Origin of the sequence: Psychrobacter sp. W2-37-MNA-CIBAN-0211, assembly GCF_040309405.1 — a bacterium.
GTDB classification, from domain to species: domain Bacteria; phylum Pseudomonadota; class Gammaproteobacteria; order Pseudomonadales; family Moraxellaceae; genus Psychrobacter; species Psychrobacter glaciei.
Genome location: NZ_JBEOOU010000003.1, coordinates 211,855 through 227,078 on the forward strand (window position 1 = coordinate 211,855; position 15,224 = coordinate 227,078).

14 protein-coding genes are annotated in these 15,224 nt (G+C 42.0%); 5 read left to right on the forward strand and 9 right to left on the reverse strand.

The window, feature by feature from the left end:
- Nucleotides 1-38 precede the first annotated feature (38 nt).
- From AAEY72_RS05475 to AAEY72_RS05495, 5 genes are all read left to right on the forward strand, one after another.
- Entirely contained in the window at nucleotides 39-608 is a 570-nt protein-coding gene (locus AAEY72_RS05475; RefSeq protein WP_352309746.1) for a hypothetical protein, read from the forward strand.
- A 27-nt stretch (nucleotides 609-635) separates the two neighbouring features.
- Nucleotides 636-1,208 (forward strand): hypothetical protein, encoded by a 573-nt coding sequence (locus AAEY72_RS05480; protein WP_352309747.1) that lies wholly within the window; start codon nucleotides 636-638, stop codon nucleotides 1,206-1,208.
- A gap of 143 nt (nucleotides 1,209-1,351) precedes the next feature.
- On the forward strand, nucleotides 1,352-2,272 hold the full coding sequence (locus AAEY72_RS05485) for a haloalkane dehalogenase (protein ID WP_352309748.1): 921 nt from the start codon (nucleotides 1,352-1,354) through the stop codon (nucleotides 2,270-2,272).
- A gap of 206 nt (nucleotides 2,273-2,478) precedes the next feature.
- Nucleotides 2,479-3,114 carry a hypothetical protein gene (locus AAEY72_RS05490; RefSeq protein ID WP_352309749.1) on the forward strand — a complete coding sequence of 212 codons (636 nt, stop codon included), beginning with the start codon at nucleotides 2,479-2,481 and terminating at the stop codon, nucleotides 3,112-3,114.
- 248 nt (nucleotides 3,115-3,362) lie between these two features.
- Nucleotides 3,363-4,055 carry a tetratricopeptide repeat protein gene (locus AAEY72_RS05495; protein WP_352309750.1) on the forward strand — a complete coding sequence of 231 codons (693 nt, stop codon included), beginning with the start codon at nucleotides 3,363-3,365 and terminating at the stop codon, nucleotides 4,053-4,055.
- An 81-nt stretch (nucleotides 4,056-4,136) separates the two neighbouring features.
- Here the strand turns inward: AAEY72_RS05495 and pnp are convergent, their stop codons facing one another.
- The 9 genes from pnp to nusA all read right to left on the reverse strand — a co-directional run bounded on the left by pnp (nucleotide 4,137) and on the right by nusA (nucleotide 15,111).
- Entirely contained in the window at nucleotides 4,137-6,251 is a 2,115-nt protein-coding gene (gene pnp / locus AAEY72_RS05500) for a polyribonucleotide nucleotidyltransferase (protein WP_352309837.1), read from the reverse strand.
- 670 nt (nucleotides 6,252-6,921) lie between these two features.
- Nucleotides 6,922-7,188: a 30S ribosomal protein S15 gene (gene rpsO, locus AAEY72_RS05505; RefSeq protein ID WP_010197757.1), complete on the reverse strand. Its 267-nt coding sequence runs from the start codon at nucleotides 7,186-7,188 to the stop codon at nucleotides 6,922-6,924.
- A gap of 419 nt (nucleotides 7,189-7,607) precedes the next feature.
- Complete coding sequence (locus tag AAEY72_RS05510; protein ID WP_189583622.1) at nucleotides 7,608-7,784, reverse strand: hypothetical protein; 177 nt, start codon at nucleotides 7,782-7,784, stop codon at nucleotides 7,608-7,610.
- Nucleotides 7,785-7,892: 108 nt separating this feature from the next.
- Nucleotides 7,893-8,054 carry a hypothetical protein gene (locus tag AAEY72_RS05515; protein WP_194620586.1) on the reverse strand — a complete coding sequence of 54 codons (162 nt, stop codon included), beginning with the start codon at nucleotides 8,052-8,054 and terminating at the stop codon, nucleotides 7,893-7,895.
- Between the two features lie 81 nt (nucleotides 8,055-8,135).
- Entirely contained in the window at nucleotides 8,136-8,660 is a 525-nt protein-coding gene (locus AAEY72_RS05520) for a type 1 glutamine amidotransferase domain-containing protein (RefSeq protein WP_352309751.1), read from the reverse strand.
- Between the two features lie 409 nt (nucleotides 8,661-9,069).
- A complete protein-coding gene (gene truB / locus AAEY72_RS05525; protein WP_352309752.1) occupies nucleotides 9,070-10,125 on the reverse strand; it encodes a tRNA pseudouridine(55) synthase TruB in 1,056 nt (351 codons plus the stop codon).
- Entirely contained in the window at nucleotides 10,125-10,535 is a 411-nt protein-coding gene (locus AAEY72_RS05530) for a ribosome-binding factor A (RefSeq protein ID WP_352309753.1), read from the reverse strand. Before AAEY72_RS05530 ends, truB begins: the two co-directional genes overlap by 1 nt.
- A 203-nt stretch (nucleotides 10,536-10,738) precedes the next feature.
- Nucleotides 10,739-13,462, reverse strand: coding sequence for a translation initiation factor IF-2 (infB, locus tag AAEY72_RS05535; protein WP_010197746.1), 2,724 nt, complete (start codon nucleotides 13,460-13,462; stop codon nucleotides 10,739-10,741).
- A 164-nt stretch (nucleotides 13,463-13,626) separates the two neighbouring features.
- Nucleotides 13,627-15,111 carry a transcription termination factor NusA gene (nusA, locus tag AAEY72_RS05540; protein WP_010197744.1) on the reverse strand — a complete coding sequence of 495 codons (1,485 nt, stop codon included), beginning with the start codon at nucleotides 15,109-15,111 and terminating at the stop codon, nucleotides 13,627-13,629.
- Nucleotides 15,112-15,224 lie beyond the last annotated feature (113 nt).

Below are 15,224 nucleotides of genomic sequence, written 5' to 3' on the forward strand. Positions count from 1 at the left end.
TATGGCTACTTATATCTTTGACATAAATTGACCGTAGTATGAAAAATAAAAAAAAGCATCCTTTGTTGAGCAAACGTGAAAAAGCAAAAGCCGCTAAATCGCGCCGTAAAATCTGGATAGCGATTATATTGGCACTGCTATTCATTGTTATCGGCTATTTAGTTTGGGCGCAATCTGTACCTGAGACTAGCAAAACTGGCAACAGCTCACCGTCAATCGCTGAGCAAAACGAGGCTGCACAGTCTGCTGCTATGCCAGCAGAAAATGTCCTCAGTGAGGTCAATAGTGATGACGCTATAACGAATGAAGAGACTGTCCTTGATCAGAATGCGACCGCCACTGATACAGCTGACAACTCAAATAGTCAAGTACCAAGACCTGCTACCATCTTAAGCGCTCCTTTACCAAAGACGGATAGTCTGGCCAAAGAAGAAATTGATCGCTTAGAAGATGAGCGTAAACGCTGGGCTGCCCAAGAAAAGCTGGCATCTGAACAATTAGCGATGAATAAAAAATTGACGGATATGAAGGAAGATCAAATTGCCTTGCTCGAACAACAAATCGCACAATTAGAAGCAGAAAGTACAGTACAAGCCAACGCAGAATAAACATACTATTTTTTAAAGGGGCTGACGATGGCGAATCTACAATTGACGCATGCCCCTATTTTAAACAGCAGTGCCCAGTTACTTATCTTACCAGTTAATACTGCCGGCATCCTGCTCGACCCTATCCTCGCACGAACCAAGACGCTATTCGCTGATAACTACCATCACTATCGTCGCGTGTGCCGTGACGGTAGTCTAAACGCTGGTAGCTGTTTACTCCACAAACGCACACGAGAACAGGCTGGCCTTGGCATCAGCAGTAATGACAATCAACCCAGTTATATTGCCAATCTTGTTATCTCAGATCACCCTTATCATCCGACGCGGTCGCGCTGGCTCACTGACGCTTTAACAGACTTGCACCACCAGCTTATTCCTCTTATTCGCCATCAAGGCATCCGCAGAATTGCCCTATTTGCCCGCCCGCTTATCGATAGTCATTTACACAGTACTGTAGGCAGTTCGCCTCCTGAATCGAACGTCGCAAACTCATTGCCATTAGACTGGCATCTCGATATCTTGCCTTTACTGACGCAGCAACTACAAGACCTTCCTAAGCTGCGTATTGATGTGCACGTACCCAAAAGTATCGATATCTAAGAACAAATAGGATGTTTGCTGGTGCATAGCACCATCTTTAACACTCAAAAAACATGACACCGATAACGGCTTGAATGCTATGCTAAATGAGTGTTTACTGTTTGAGAAAGCACGGTTATTTATTATCAGGATAAGGATACCCTATGAAAATACTTAGAACCCCCGATTCATGCTTTGAAAACCTACCCGATTACGATTTTTCGCCGCATTATATGATGGTCGATGATGGCGAAGGCGGTGAGCTGCGTGTACATTATCTCGATGAAGGTCCCAAGGATGCCGATCCAATTTTACTACTACATGGCGAGCCTTCATGGTGTTATCTATATCGTAAAGTAATACCGATACTGACAGCGGCTGGACATCGTGTCATCGCGCCAGATCTCCCTGGTTTTGGGCGCTCAGATAAACCTGCCGCCCGTACGGATTATACCTACCAGCGCCATGTCGACTGGATGCAATCCGTACTTGATCAGTTAGATTTAACAAATATCACATTATTTTGTCAAGACTGGGGTGGTCTCATTGGTCTACGTCTCGTGGCAGAAAATCCAGACAGATTTGCTCGAGTAGCAGCTGGAAATACCATGCTCCCCACGGGAGATCACGATCCAGGAGAAAGCTTCCGCAAGTGGCAGCAATTCTCACAAGATACTCCGAAGTTTCATGTCGGTAGCATTATTAATAGTGGCACTACGACCGAGCTATCACAGGCAGTAGTCGATGCTTATAATGCACCCTTCCCTGATGAATCGTACAAAGAAGGTGCAAGACAGCTCCCCATACTAGTACCGACCACACCGGACGATCCTGCTTCAACAAAAAACCGTGCCGCCTGGGGCGAGCTTAGCAAGTTTAATAAACCTTTCATTACCCTGTTTAGCGATTCTGACCCTGTCACTGGTGGTGGTGATCGAATCATGCAAAAACTTATCCCTGGAACTAAAGGTCAAAACCATAACACTATTATTGACGGTGGTCATTTCTTACAAGAAGACCAAGGCGAAAAACTGGCTGAGCTACTGGCTCAGTTTATTGCTGACAACCCTATTAATAATGATTAAGAAAATTTAATATTTTCTTCGTTATCACATGCAGCTCAATTGTTACCGTTTAATGCTTTAAACCATGGCATGTATCTTCCTGTAGGCATTAAACGGTATATTTATATCCATATATTGATAAAAAAATGCGCTTAGCTTAGTATCCATTTTATAGGCAAATACTATAAAAACTTATTACATTCAAATTTAAATAAGGATAACAAGCTATGTCAAACAACAATGCAAAAAACACTAATGCTGAGAATTCAAAAAAATCTACCAACAATAAAGCAGTGACTGGCGTAGAAGTGGTCAGAGAGGATACCGTGGTATTTGAGGACGGCGACTTTGAAGCGTACAACGCTGAGCATGATTACGAGGAAGCTAAAGACGATAGTACTGCTAAAAGTGATACGTCAGATAAAGCAAGCAAGAATAAAGATTCTGATAAAAATCAAAAATCTAATCAAGATGACAAATCTAATAGTGACGATAAAGACGCTCAGTCTGACAAAAACACCAAAGACAGCAAGTCTAATCAAAAAGACAAGACCAGTAAAAAAGATAATGCTGATCAAGAGGATAAATCTAGCATTACCATGGCAGGCATTTATCAGTGGGCGTCAAAGCTGAAAGACGACTTTAAATCTGATGCTAGTGGTATGACTCAGGATGTCTCTGAAAAAGCGACGGCTATGATGCTTGGCAAACTATTGGATGCGGTAGATCTTGAATTAGCGGCCTTTGATAAGAGCTTAGACGTCGCCAAAAATTTGGTCGCGACGGCAGAAGAAAAACGCAAAAAGATCGCTGCTAAAAAAGAAAAATATCAAGGTATGATCGACAAGTTAGATCAAGAATAGTTACTCTGGTTAATTAGACAATTATTCTAGAGTTTTATCAATCCAATGTTGAACGTCTACTATGACCGTTTGGCGTTGGATTTTTTGTTGTCCGATTAAACGTCTTAGCGGTTCAGTACAGGAGATAGGTATATATGATGAGAACGTTAATATCTTGTTCAAAGAGCTATACTATTTATGTTTTCCCTAATCAATAAAGCAATTTATAAAGTAGCTATAGTGGAACTTAATATAACTAGGATACGAAATTGAAAAATGCGCCCATAAATAAGATAACTGTATTTCTAGTAGCAGCGATGTTGTCTGTATCAGCTATTGCATTAGACTTCAATCAAACCCAAAAATTGGCTAATCAAGGCAATGCTGAAGCTCAATTTGATCTTGGTAAAATATACGCCAACGGCACGGGTATCGAACAAGACTATACGAAAGCGATTGAATGGTACATAAAATCAGCCAATCAGGGAAATTATGAGGCTCAAAACAGTCTTGGTGGAATGTACAAATGGGGTTGGGGCTTAACAAAGGATCATATGAAAGCATTTAAATGGTATCAAAAAGCAGCTAATCAAGGCTATGCCCCTGCACAATCTAGTCTTGCATATATGTATCAAGATGATAGAGGTGCATTTAAAAATGATGCAAAGGCTATAGAGTGGTATAAAAAAGCAGCTGATCAAGGTGATGCTGGCGCAAAAGTTAGTCTTGCTGATATATATAATTATGGTATGGGTACGCCTCAAGACCACATGAAAGCTTTTGAACTATATCAGAAAGCGGCTGATCAAGGTGATGCTGGCGCAAAAGTTAGTCTTGGTTTTATGTATGAGGTAGGCGACGGTGTAACCCAGAATAAGAGTAAAGCAAAAAATCTCTATAAGCAGTCTTGTGATGAAGGTTATCAACCAGGTTGCAAGTACTATAGCGATTTGAATGAATAAAACTCTTTAAATTACAAAAAAACCGCCTTGAGTGCTATTAACTAACAGCCCAAAGCGGTTTTTTATATCAAGCGAAAGTACTTATTCAGCAGGTGAGGTTGAACCCTGCTCAACACCTTTCATAGTCAACTTAATGCGACCACGGTTATCGACGTCTTGTACAAGTACATTAACGGTTTGACCTTCTTTGAGATAGTCAGAGACATTCTCAACGCGCTCTTCTGCGATTTGCGAGATATGCACTAAACCATCAGTGTTTGGCAAGACGTTAACGAACGCACCGAAGTCAACGATACGAGCGACCGTACCTTCGTAAGTTTTGCCCACTTCAACTTCAGCAGTCAATGCTTCGATTTTACCGATAGCTGCTTTGGTTGCTGCTTTGTTTTCACCAAAGATACGAATCGTGCCACCATCGTCGATATCGATAACTGCGCCAGTTTCTTCCGTTAGCTGACGAATCATCGCGCCGCCTTTACCGATTACGTCACGGATTTTGTCCGGATTAATTTCGATAACGGCATAGTTCGGTGCATGCGCATTGATTTCAGTACGGCTCTCAGGCAATACTTTATTCATCGCATCTAGGATATGGATACGACCGGCATGGGCTTGCTTAAGCGCTTGCTCCATGATGTCAGGGGTAATACCTTCGATTTTGATGTCCATCTGAAGCGCAGTAATACCGTCTTTAGAACCAGCAACTTTAAAGTCCATATCACCAAGATGATCTTCATCACCTAAGATGTCTGATAGTACAGCGAAACGCTCGCCTTCTTTAACCAGACCCATCGCGATACCAGCAACTGGGGCTTTAATTGGTACGCCTGCATCCATCAATGCCAAACTTGCACCACAAACAGATGCCATAGAAGATGAACCGTTTGATTCAGTAATCTCTGATACCACACGGATGACATACGGGAAGCGTTCGCTATCTGGAAGCATTGCTTGTACACCGCGACGTGCTAAGCGGCCATGACCGATTTCACGACGTTTTGGAATACCTTCACGACCCGTTTCACCGACTGAGAAATGCGGGAAGTTATAATGCAGCATGAAATGATCACGGATAGTGCCACCTAATGAGTCAATCATGTTGACGTCACGGCTGTTGCCAAGCGTGGTTGTAACCAATGCTTGCGTCTCACCACGTGTGAACAATGCTGAACCATGCGTATATGGCAATACACCAACTTGCACATCAAGCGCACGAACGGTTTCAGGGTCACGACCATCAATACGCGGCTTGCCTGACAAGATATTGTCGCGAACCGTACGATACTTAAGATCGTTATAGATTTCTTTAAGCTCAGATACCGTATCAGCATAGGCTTCTGACTCAGCATCACCAGCAAGCGTATCAATAATTGATTGCTTAATTTCGTCAAGCTTAGTGTAGCGCGCTTGTTTATCAGTAATCGTATAAGCGTCAGCAACTTGCTCGCCAAACTGCTCTTTCATGCTGCTAGTAAGTGCTTGATCACGCTCAGGAGCGCTATATTGCTGCTTAGCAGTACCGATTTCTTCAGCCATTGACGCAATGTTATCAATAACGATTTGCTGCTGTTGATGACCGTAAAGTACTGCACCTAGCATCTGATCTTCTGAAAGCTCTGCTGCTTCTGATTCAACCATCAATACGGCAGACTTAGTACCAGCCACAACCAAATCAAGATCGCTCTCTTTGAGCTGCTCGATTGTTGGGTTCAGTACGTACTCGCCATTGATGAAACCAACACGGGCAGCTGCGACTGGACCATTGAATGGCGCGTCAGAGATAGCCAGTGCCGCTGAAGCACCAATTAATGCAGCGATATCTGCTGATTGAGTCTTATCTGACGATACAACCGTCGCGGTAATCTGAATTTCATTCACATAACCTTCAGGGAATAGCGGACGAATCGGACGGTCAATCAAGCGTGACGTTAATGTTTCAAACTCGCTCGCACGACCTTCACGTTTGCCATAAGCACCTGGGATTTTACCCGCTGCGTACATTTTTTCTTGATAGTTGACAGTCAATGGAAAGAAGTTTTGGCCTTCTTTCGCATCAGACTTAACAACGGCAGCCACTAGGACAGTAACACCACCCATGTGAACTAAAATAGAGTTGGCTTGACGGGCGATACGCCCTGTCTCGATAACAACCTGCTGGCTGCCATATTGGAATTCACGTTTAACAGTATTGAACATTGTCGGATTTGTCATATAATTTTCCTAATGTTGACTGACGAAAATAATATCAACGTCATAAGCGCGCTGATATTTGTCATTAAAATTCTTTGTCTCTAGCTCCTGAGGAACAAGTCTCTTATCTGCAAGTCCTATCGATGAGACTGATAGTGTCACCTGCCTATCTTATGCATTTGTCTACAGTAGACATCGTACTATTACATATTTTTAGTCGTTCAGATTCGTTTTTTCATCAATATAGTCAAAGCTTATGCCAAGCAGCAACCATACATATACGATGTTTTTTCTATCTTTGCTAAGATGCTACTACAGATAGTAGCAATGGCATAAAACTGACCAAGCATTATTTTACAGTGATTTCTAGCCATTGACCAATTAATTGCAAAACAGGGCTGTTGTTTATAGTCTTCCCTAGATACGACTCAAATCAGCATTGAGTTAACTCTTAGTTTTACAAAAAATTCTAAAACTATAGCGTGAAAATATTTGAGATTAATCATCTATATTAACAAGCATAAAAAAACGGTGTGAAACTATTCCACACCGTTTTAGAAAAATCTATTTTATCGATAGCAACAAGCAAGTTCCAAGCGATTTAGCAAAAAATTCAAAATAGCGCCACAGGATGGCATTTGTTATTTTAGCGATCGCTCGTACTATTGTCGTTAAATTAACGACGTAGACCCAACTGGCTAATAAGAGTGGTATAGCGACCAAGATCTTTACCTTTTAGGTAATCAAGCAATTTACGACGCGTGTTAACCATACGGATAAGACCACGACGGCTATGATTATCAGCTTTGTGCGCTTTAAAATGGTTCTGCAAATCGTTAATACGAGCACTTAGCAAAGCTACTTGAACTTCTGGAGAACCAGTGTCGTTTTCGCCGCGCTGGTATTGAGAAATGATTTGTTCGCGATCAGTATTAGTTAGCATAAATATCTCCGGCAATGCTAAAAGCATCCAAGATGCACTCAAATTTAAGCCATCTTAAAAGCTATAGAATAGTAAATAAAGTAACTTGTACGCCATTCAGGACAACCCTGCATTACTAGAGTTGACCTAGTGTACGACAAGCTCAATGTGTTATAAAAAACCACTTGAAAATAAGCCAGATATCAGCGGAATATTGCCTAACTCAATCATCTGCTTTGAACAGTGAGTTCAGCAACCTGCTTTATCTAAAATATTAATTCAAATGTGACGGTTATTATACCAAAAAACTGCTGAACTAGTAGCAGTTTTTCATAATAGTTTCATGGCAAGATAAATTGCCAATATAATAATCTAAGGTACATTCACAGCCGTTACAAGCACAGCAACTACATTGATAGCCATTACAAAATTCTAGCGTATTACTTTTTCACATCGCTCTCAGTAGCATTACCACCTAGCTCATCATCAGCAAGAGGGGCTGCCGTAGTGACTTCCGCTAAACTATCCGGAGTGTCATGTTCGCTAGGGTTGATGTCTTCTGCAAGCTTTTCAATCTCTTTTTCTTGCTCGTCCATATTATTCGGTGAATTACTCATATTAGCTCCTAAGTTATTATTTTCTGAACTATTTAGTTTTATAATTATTGATACCAAGCTAAAAAAATGTAATAGCGTCACCCAGCTATGAGTGACACTTTAAATACTCTACTTGTCTTCTTTAGCATTTTCTAAATTGTCCGCAATACGATCTGCCGCTGCTTCTGACTCTTCAGTATGGTTATTTTCGGTTTGGCTTTTAAGAGCTGCAGTTGCTGATTCAGAACGTTGTTGCTCAAGCTTGGTATCGTTTGGATTAGAGTTTGACATAATATTTTCCTCGATCATGGTTGGTTATAGTTATTGGTAGATTAATGCTATATGTTCATTGTTAATATCTTACAAAGCCAGTTAAAACAAGGCTTTATCGATAGCATCAACGAAATTTTCGATATCATCTGGATTACGCGAAGTAATTAAGTTACCGTCAATTTGTACGGTTTTATCAACGAAGTTTGCTCCCGCATTTTCCAAATCTGTTTGCAATGAGTGGTACGCCGTTAAGGTCTTACCTTTTGCGATACCCGTGTTAATAAGTACCCAAGGTGCATGGCAGATAACCGCCAACGGTTTACTTGCTTCATTAATTGCATTGATTATACTGTGAGCTTCTTTATTGCCTCGAATGGTATCTGCATTTACAGTACCACCTGGCACTACTAGCGCGTCATAATCATCAACTTTAGCCTCACTTGCAAAGATGTCAGCGGTGAAAGTGTCACCTTTATTGACATCCTGATTCATCGCTTGAACTTTTTTGTCTTCGTTAGTAGTAATAAGCAGTGTGCTATAACCTTTTTCTTTCAGTTGGTTATTAACATCTTCATACTCTGCTTGTTCAAAATTATTGTGTAGTAAGAAAGCGATCGTTTTCATAATATTTCTCGTCTTTATATTTGTGATTCTATATATAAATTTTATTGTTGATTTATCTGTTTTTTTTGTTACGAGTACTTCTTGTTTTTATAGTACTTCTTTGTTTTTATTTAGTATCGAGACTCCAGTAGCAAAAATTTCCTTATTGAAACTATTCCCTAAGCGTCTTTTATTATTGTAAATTTTTCTTATTAGTGTATTTTTTATTTTTATTACATTGATTATCTCTTCTAGCCTTCTCTAGCTGACTTATCTAATGTACAAAAAAAACAGGTTTCACCATAGGTGAAACCTGCAATAAAATGTGAGGATATGTGATTAGTGTAAACTGTTAGTAAGTTTAAAAAGGATTAATTGGCTCATAGCCACATGAAACATACGAAACACGAAAAGCTTAGCAAATATAACCCTACCGCTGGATTAATTTCTTGGGTTGTAGTCGGCCATTGAGACTAACAGCGCCCAATCCAATAAACTCCCCTTGCTCATCTAGCAAGCGTATATCTACCGCTATCTCGTGGAGCAATGGTTGTTCATCGTCACTACTGACGATATCGCTATCTAGTGGGGTGTCATTGCTTTTTGAAACAGAAGACTGATGGCTAATACTGGTTGAAATATAATCGCGCAAATCATCAGTAAGCTGCTCAAAGACATTCAATCGTTGCCCCATATGGACACGGGTATACTGTTCAGCAGTCAATGTAAGCTCAGCCTCGATATTGACACATGCATCAATAGCAAGGAGCTGTGCCTGTCTCTCATCTAACGATAGCGCCTCTAACGCTGATAAAGAAATCGATTCCACTATGCTAAACTTTCCGACCTGCATACGGCGCAATGCGATTAAATGCCCTAATGTGCCCATTATCTTGGCAATATCCTCTGCCAATACGCGCACATAAGTACCTTTTGTACAAGTCACCGTCAATTGAATCTGCTCGTTATCAATAGCTTTTAAATCAATAGCCTTAATCACGATATCTCTTGGCGCTCGTTCTACTTCGATACCAGCACGGGCATACTCATAAAGCTTTTTACCGTCCTTTTTTAAGGCAGAATACATCGGTGGTATTTGCTGCTGAGCCCCTAAAAACTGTTGAGCAACCTTGTCCAATATTGATTGATCAAAAGTTGGAATAGACACCTGTCCAACGATTTGACCATCAGCATCACCAGTATCTGTCTGGCTACCAAGCAATATCGTCGCTTGATAAGATTTGTCGGCATCAAGTTGATAATGGCTAAACTTCGTGGCCTCACCCATACAAATAGGCAATAGACCAGTGGCCATGGGATCAAGCGTACCTGTATGACCAGCTTTTTTGCTGTCATGTGCAGGAGACTTAAACAAATACTTCACTTTTGAGACCACTTGCTGTGACGTCATACCTTGTGGCTTATCAACTAAGATAACGCCGGAGACTTTTTGTTTATCCGTTGTCTTTTGACTAGTCATTGTCATTAATCATCATTTTCTTGGCTGTCGACTTCATCTTCATTCTGCTCAGTTTTGATGACCGCTTGACTGATCAAGTCCATCATATAGTTGCCACGAGCCGTTACTTCATCATAGTGAAAGCGCAGACGTGGAGTCGTACGCGTTTTGAGACTATGGCTCAATTCGGTACGCAAAAAACCTGCCGCTTTATTCAGCACTTTGATGCTTTCTTCGTGGTTGGTTTTGGTCATCGCGTCATTAAGCTCTGGCTCCATGATGGTGACATAAACGTCCGCATACCCTAAGTCTGGGCTGACCTTGACACTAGAGATAGTGACAAAACCAGTCAGACGCGGGTCATTGACTGCGTCACGAATAAGAACAGCAAGCTCACGCTGAATTTGATCGGATAAGCGCTGTAAACGTTGGTTCATATTGTTACCTTAATTTGATATGGCCTATTTTTATGGATTAGCCCGTTTGCTTATTAATACATTTAAGGGCTGATATTTGTTAAAAAAGGCCTAGCAGGATGTACCTGCTAGGCCTAAGTACAGCTAGATATGAAGGAGATACTAATATGCTCAGCTGATTAAGCGTCTTGCATGATTAGAGACCTTACTATCGAGCGGTGACTTTAGATAGTACGTTCGAACTCTTGAATTTCAAAGACTTCGATCTTATCACCAGCTTCGACATCATAACCACGAACGGCTAGGCCACACTCCATCCCAGTACGTACTTCATTAACGTCTTCTTTATAGCGACGTAATGATTGCAGCTGACCAGTAAAGATAACTTGGTCATCACGCAGTACACGGATAGGCTTATTGCGATAGATTGTACCTTCAACCACCATACAACCGGCAGCTGCACCGAACTTACTAGAACGGAATACTTCTCGAACATCAGCAACACCCAGGATTTTCTCACGATGTTCAGGCGCAAGCATTCCACTCATGGCTGCTTTTACATCATCAATCAAGCCATAGATAACACTGTAATAGCGAATATCCATGTTGGCTGCATCTGCTTTACGACGTGCGGTCGCGTCTGCACGAACGTTGAAGCCTAACAATACCGCTTCGCTAGATTCTGCAAGCGTTACATCAGACTCCGAGATAGGGCCAACACCTGAACTGATGACGCGAACTTTTACTTCGTCAGTTGACAGCTCATTCAGTGCCGATAGTAATGCTTCGAGCGAACCACGGACATCAGTTTTCAATACAATGTTCAAGAATGACACATTGCCTTGTTCCATCTGATCGAACATGCTCTCTAAGCGCATGGCGTTCTGACGCTCAAGTTGACGTTCACGCTCGCGATTGGTTCTGAAATCAGCCACTTCACGGGCTTTTTTCTCATCTGTAACGACTAGGAATTCGCTACCAGCTGCAGGTGTTTCAGGTAATCCTAAAATCTCTACAGGGATAGAAGGACCCGCTGACTGAATACGCTGACCATGTTCATCAGTCATCGCACGGACTTTACCGTAATGCTCGCCCGCTAGAACCAAGTCGCCTTGTTTTAGTGTGCCTTTTTTGACTAGAACACTAACAACAGGACCACGACCTTTTTCAAGTCTTGACTCAATCACCACACCTTGCGCAGCACCATCTAACGGCGCTTCTAATTCCATTAGTTCTGCTTGGATGCTGATATATTCTAATAGCTCGTCAATACCTTCACCCGTTTTGGCTGAGATACGCGCCATTGGTGTATCGCCACCCCACTCTTCTGAGACGACTTCTTTGGCAGTCAACTCATTGAGTACGCGGTCAGGATCAGCGCCCGGCTTATCCATTTTATTAATGGCAACGATAAGCGGCGTACCAGCAGCACGTGCATGGTCGATAGCTTCTTCCGTTTGCGGCATCATGCCATCATCAGCTGCGACAACCAGTACAACGATATCAGTCGCTTGCGCACCACGTGAACGCATAGCACTAAAGGCTGCGTGACCTGGGGTATCTAAGAAAGTAATCACACCGCGACCGGTTTTTACATGGTAAGCACCGATATGCTGAGTGATACCACCTGCTTCGCCATTCGCTACTTTCGTTTCACGAATTTTATCTAGCAATGAAGTCTTACCATGGTCGACATGACCCATAATAGTTACGACTGGTGGACGTGTTTGCACGTTACTGCTGCGTTCATTGACTGCAGATTGTAGATCGTCTTCAACCTTAGTATCACTAACTGGTACTGGGTTATGACCCATTTCTTCAACAATCAAACTGGCTGTCGCTTGATCAATCGTATCTGACTCACGAGCCATCTCACCCATTTTCATGAGTAATTTAGTGACTTCACGGGCTTTAACTGCCATACGCTGGGCAAGATCTGCGACAGTAATTTGCTCACTAATCTCGACATCATAGACAATTTTTTCAACAGGTTTTTCAAACTTATGCTGTGACGCTTGCGTTGAACGTAAACCATTTTTACGGTTTTTGATCTCACGCTCATCTTGATTTTTACGACGACGACCACGAGCACCAGTGCTACTTGCACCGCGCTTGATTTCACGACGTTCTTTTTCAAATGATTCTTCTAATGCGTCACCGACTAGACCTTCAGCCAATGGCTCATCTTTGCGAACTTCAGCAGCAGGCTGATCCGTATATTTACCAGCCATTTTACGCATTTGCTCAAGTGTGCGCTTTTGCGCTTCTTCAGCTTGAACACGGCGTGTTTCTGTCTCAATTTCGCGTAGACGATTTTCTTCTTTTTCACGTACTTCACGAGCTTTACGCTCAGCTGCTGTTTCAACTTTAGGTTTCGTAGCAGCAACTTTTTTCTTCGGCTGTTCTTTAGGCTTGACTTCAATAGTAGTCTTACCGCCCTTTTTCACAACAACTGAAGTAGAAATGTCGTCATTCTTATCGTCTGATTTTTTGCTAGAGCCTAAGCTGGCACGCATCGCAGCTAAGGTTGCTGCTTGACGCTCTTCAGATTTTTTCTTAGTAGCAGCACGCTCTTCAGCGTCCTTAGCAGCACGTTCTTGCGACTCAATCATCGCTTGCTCACGCGCAGCCAACTCTTCAGCCATTTTTTCTGGATCAGGCTTTTCGAATACTTTCTTTTTACGCACTTCCACATTGACACTCTTAGATTTACCTGAAGAGCCGGTCACACGCGCGGTGCTCGTTGTTTTAGACTTGAGACTAATACGACGCTTATCTTGCTGACCATGACTTTGCTTTAAATACGTCACCAACTTCTCTTGCTCAAGCTCGGTGACTAGGTCATCCTCTGCGCGAGCAGGCAGTCCAGCATCTACCAGTTGCTGTTTTACAGCACTTGCGGTTTTGCCTACCATATCTGCCAGTTCTTTGACGGTCTTATCTGCCATTTATTATCACCTACTGTCTATTATTTGCTATATGTTCAATTCAGTTGTTGGCTACAAATGATTGGGTTAAGGCTGGTGGTTAGGTTGCATGTATTATGCGACTTTATACCAGCACTTTATTATCGATAGCATATCACTAAAAGACAGCGATATGCAGTTACCGCTTATTCATTGAACCAAGATTCCCGAGCTTTCATGATGAGTTTTCCTGCGGTTTCAGTATCTAATCCTTCGATATCTTCTAAATCGAAGACGGCTTGTTCTGCCAAGTCATCAACAGTAATGATGTCTTTTTGAGCCATTTTATAAGCCCAACTGACGGTCATTCCTTCAAGATCTTGTAACTCTTGACTTGGCTCTTTCATGTTTTGTTGTTTGACTAGCTCATCAGCGATGACGACTTCTTTAGCACGTTCTTGAATCATGTCAATCGCTTCGTCGTCTAAACCTTCGATGTCATAGAAAGTCTCAACTGGCACATAAGCCACTTCTTCGATACTGGTAAAGCCAATATCGACAAGCGCTTGAGCTAAATCTTTATCGACTTCTAGACGCTCATAAAACAATTCAATGAACGCTTTCGATTCGTTTTGTTGACGCTGCTGATACTCTTCTTCGAGCATCATATTAAGCTTATAGCCCGTTAATTCAGAGGCTAAACGGACGTTTTGACCTTGTGAGCCAATCGCACGCGCTAACTGATCGTTGGTGCTAAAGATAATATCAGCGGTCTGCATGTCTTCATCTAGGATAATACTACTAACATCTGCTGGCTCTAAAGAGCTAATAATGAATTGAGCCGGATCATCTGACCAAACCACCACATCAATACGCTCACCATCCAACTCTTGCTGAACCGCTTGAATACGCGTACCACGCATACCGATACAAGCGCCAACCGGATCAATGCGATGATCGTTGGTTTTGACGGCTATTTTAGCACGAGTACCTGGCAGACGAGCAACGTTACGGATTTCAATGATTTGTTCTGCAATTTCAGGCACTTCTTTTTGCATCAATGCCGAGAGCATTTCAGGATGAGTGCGCGACAATAATAACTGGGCACCACGATTTTCACGGTTTACATGATATAAAATGGCGTTGATACGAGATTTCGCTCGTAATTGCTCACGTGGTAGCATCTGATCACGTGATAAGTAGCCTTCGGCGTTATCACCCAAATCAATGATATAGCCATCGCGTGTTTGCTTTTTTACTTCGCCATACATCATTTCACCAACACGTGGCTCAAAAGCGTCTGCTACTAGCGCACGCTCAGCTTCACGTATTTTTTGAATGATAACTTGCTTGGCTTGCGTGGCAGCAATACGACCAAACTCAATGGATTCAATCTGTTCTTCTTTAATATCACCAATTGACCATTCTTCTTGATCAAGGTCGGTAATAGCAAGCTGACAGGCTGGCATTTCATGGTCTTCATCGGCAACCACTGTCCAATAACGGTATGTATCATAATCGCCAGTTGCACGATCAATTGATACCCGCACCTCTACTTCTGGCTGTTCGGTATAGACTTTTTTCTTGGTTGATACCACCAAAGCGTCTTCTATAGCTTCAAAGATATCTTCAGGATTTAAGCCCTTTTCATTACTGACAGTTTCTACTACCGTTAAGATTTCACGACTCATGCTATACCTGTCCTATCATTTTATAATTGACTTAAATTTTATAATTGGCATATTGACGTTGTGTTGTCATCGTCAGTCACGCCCTATTTAGGGGTCAAAATATTGATTAATAC